The 1,085-nt window shown below is 62.9% G+C and carries 2 protein-coding genes; both read right to left on the bottom strand.

What is annotated here, in order from left to right; genetic code table 11:
• Positions 1–784: cyclic nucleotide-binding domain-containing protein (locus tag JHD80_RS27065; RefSeq protein WP_199093662.1), on the bottom strand; the 784-nt coding region annotated here is incomplete at its 3' end.
• Between the two features lie 68 nt (positions 785–852).
• On the bottom strand, positions 853–1,085 hold a 233-nt coding region (locus JHD80_RS27060; RefSeq protein ID WP_465246566.1), incomplete at its 5' end, for a cupin domain-containing protein.

Genomic DNA, 1,085 nt, shown 5'->3' with positions numbered 1-1,085 from the left:
GCTGATCGAGCACCAGAACGCTCAAGCCCTCCGATGCCGCATAGACGGCCGCGGCCAACCCGGCCGGCCCGGACCCTACGATGGCAGTGTCGTAGATCTTGGTCGGATCGAGCTCGGGCGTCATTCCAAGGCAGACCCCGGCTTCCGCATTGCTGGGGTGCTTCAAGACAGTGCCGACCGGGCAGATCATCAGGGGAAGATCGTCCGTATGCAGCCCCAGCCGCTCTACGATGACGTGCCCATCGCCGCCGTCTCCCGCGTCGATCGTGGTGTAGGGATAGCCGTTGCGGGACAGGAACCCCTGCAAGCGCACGAGCTCGCTCTCTCCCGTTCGTCCGATCAGCACCGATCCCGCCGACCCCCCTTCGATCAGCCCGACCCGGCGCAGGATCAGCGCGCGCATGACGATTTCGCCGAGATCGGCCGAACCGATGATCAGAGCCCGTAGGTGCGCCGCATCCAGTGGCAGCGCCAGACACCCCCCTACCCCCGCCTTGCCTGCGGCCAATGAGCCACGCCCCGCAAGCTGGCTGACTTCACCCGTAAATTGTCCGATGCCGTGAACAGTGATGGGATTCTCGCGCCCGAGGCCATCGCGGCGCACGACTTCGATCGCGCCGTCCAGAACCATCCATACCGGTGCATGGTGGTCGCCGACGTCAAAGATCAATTCGTGGGGTTGAAACCGGCGCGCGGGCCCGCTGGCAAACCTCCTGAACGTTGCAATCTGTTCGGCAACGAGCACCGGGAACATCTGGTGGCCGCGTGTCTCGATCAGGCTCATCTCAAATTCCGATCGATCATGTGAGGAATGCAGGCCGCCGTCGACATGTAGGCCGACAAGACTTGCGCTCAGTGTGGGATGGAACCAGACAGTATGAAGCGCGCCCGATGCGGAAGCGTCATTGCCACATCACGAGGCAAACCGAGATTCGTTGCAAGCACGTCAAACGGGTTGGCGGCGAGCCAGGCTGAGAGGTCGTTCGCCTCATAATGCCCATTGTTGAACCCGATGAGGACGCGCAACACCGTCGATCCGGTGTTGCGGATGTAATGCCCGGCGCCCATCGGAGCATAGCCAATGT

The organism is Allobosea sp. ASV33 (genome assembly GCF_016428755.1).
In the GTDB taxonomy this organism is placed as follows: domain Bacteria; phylum Pseudomonadota; class Alphaproteobacteria; order Rhizobiales; family Beijerinckiaceae; genus Allobosea.
Note: the sequence above shows the minus strand (reverse complement) of the source record. Positions and strands in the feature narration are given on the sequence as shown.